This window comes from Methylomonas sp. BG-2, from assembly GCF_057766305.1.
This window is the reverse complement of the sequence record NZ_JBYMAP010000400.1, coordinates 1-2,135: the sequence shown is the minus strand read 5'-3', so window position 1 is coordinate 2,135 and position 2,135 is coordinate 1. Positions and strand designations below refer to the sequence as shown.

Below are 2,135 nucleotides of genomic sequence, written 5' to 3'. Positions count from 1 at the left end.
TAGACTCGGGTTTTCGGCTACGCTTGTAGGCCACATGCATTGTAAAAGGAGCTCTAGCGTATGTCGGCACAACCTCAACCGCTGCGTTTCACCGGAAACGGTAGCGAATATTTTCGAATCTGGATCGTCAATCTGCTGCTTAGTATCGTGACCTTGGGGATTTATTCGCCTTGGGCCAAGGTCAGGCGCAATCAATATTTTTATCGACATACGCTGTTGGCGGAGAGCGGCTTTGATTACCACGGCGATCCGATGTCGATATTGAAGGGCCGGGTGATCGCGGTGCTGCTGTTCGGTTCTTATTCGTTTTTCAGCCGTTTCGACCCGACCATCGCGGCTGTGATTTTCCTGGCGATTTTAGCGGTGCTGCCGTGGTTGCTGGTGCGGTCGTTACGGTTTCGCTTGCATAACACCAGCTATCGCGGCTTGCGATTCGGTTTCCACGGCGAGACCGGCGCCGCTTATTGGTATTTGTTGGGCGCGCCGTTTTTGGGCGGCGCCACGCTGGGTTTACTATGGCCGTGGGCGCAGCAGCGCATGACGGTTTACACCCGCGATCACAGCAGTTTCGGCTCTGCGCGCTTCAAGTTCGAAGCCACTGCCGGCGCGTTTTACAAAATTTATTTCTGGGTATTCTTGTTGGCGGTGCTGATGTTTGCCGGCGCGGCAGGGGCCATGACGCTGGTTTTGTCATCCGGCGTTTTTCCGCTGGACGGCCAGAATCAGGCTGGCGTGATTGGCGGCGTGGCGGCAGTGTTGACTTATTTTGGCCTATTGGTGATTGTCTATCCCTTCGTGTCGGCGCGGATGCAAAATCTGGTATGGGGGCATACCCGGCTCGGCGCGCACCGCTTCGCCGCCCGGGCCAGAGCGCGCGACTTGTTGTGGATCATGATCAGCAATGTGTTGCTGATCGGCTTGTCGCTGGGGCTATTCAAACCGTTTGCCGATATCCGTCTGGCTCGCTATCGTTTGGAATGCACGGCCTTGTTGCCGGACGGAAACCTTGCCGATTTTGTCGCCGGCCTGCAAAGCCGGGCCGGCGCCGCCGGCGAGGAAATCGCCGATATTTTCGATTTCGATATCGCGCTGTGAAGTCGGTCGCCGGCATTTATTACGACGGCCGGCAGGCGATCGCTCATCGGGTCGTCCTCAGCGTCGAAATCGACTGCTTGCAGGTGCGGGGCGAGACCGCGAATCGCAGCGAGCCGTTGGCAGTACTGACGATACCGGCGGCGCTCGGCCGGTCGCCGCGTCTGATTCTGTTCGCCGACGGCGCCCGCTGCGAAGTGGCCGACTTGACGGGTTTCGCCGACTTGCTGCCGAAGCGGACCGGCGGCTGGTTGCCGGCCTTGGAAAATCATATCGCCGCGGCGCTGATTGCCGCGCTGTTGCTGCTGGGAATCGCGGTTGCCGGCTATCGTTGGGGGCTGCCGTATGCGGCCGAGGCGGTTGCCGAACGGCTGCCGATCGATTTGATGACGGAAATGGACCATCAGTTGTTCGCCAGCCTCGATCAATATTGGTTACAGCCCAGCGGCCTGCCGGAATCCCGCCGCGCGGCGATACAGGCCAAGGCATTGAGTTTGGCGCCCGATGCCAATGTCCAGTTGGTGTTTCGCGCCAGCCGCCAGCTTGGTGCCAATGCCTTTGCCTTGCCGGGCGGCACGGTGTTGGTGCTGGACGATTTGGTCGGCTTGACCGCCAACGACGACGAGATCGTCGCGGTGCTGGCTCACGAATTCGGCCACGTTCACGAAAAGCATGCCTTGCGGCAGATGTTGCAAGCCACTGTCGTCGGTTTGGCGCTGGCGGCCTATCTGGGCGATGTCAGTAGTCTATTGGCGGCGGCCCCCACGGTATTGCTGGAGACCGGATATTCGCGCGATTTCGAGCGATCCGCCGACCGCTATGCCGCCGATTTGCTGATTCGCCATGATCAATCGCCGGCCTTGTTGGCGGATATGCTCGACAAATTGGACGCTTACTGGCGAGCTAGAGACCAACTAAAACTTGGCGAGCGGATTGGCGAATTCGGCGAGTATTTGTCCACCCATCCCGACAGTGCCGATCGCATGGCTTTTTTGCGGGGACAGCGCTAGGTTTTCCCGACGAGGCGGGTTGCGTGGGACGTT

General features: G+C 59.3%; 2 protein-coding genes. Both read left to right on the top strand.

All coding sequences use genetic code 11. From position 1 onward, the window contains the following. Positions 1-60: 60 nt before the first annotated feature. Complete coding sequence (locus AC3B8H_RS20635) at positions 61-1,095, top strand: YjgN family protein (protein WP_488443393.1); 1,035 nt, start codon at positions 61-63, stop codon at positions 1,093-1,095. Continuing rightward, positions 1,092-2,102 (top strand): M48 family metallopeptidase, encoded by a 1,011-nt coding sequence (locus AC3B8H_RS20630; RefSeq protein WP_488443392.1) that lies wholly within the window; start codon positions 1,092-1,094, stop codon positions 2,100-2,102. Before AC3B8H_RS20635 ends, AC3B8H_RS20630 begins: the two co-directional genes overlap by 4 nt. Positions 2,103-2,135: the final 33 nt, after the last annotated feature.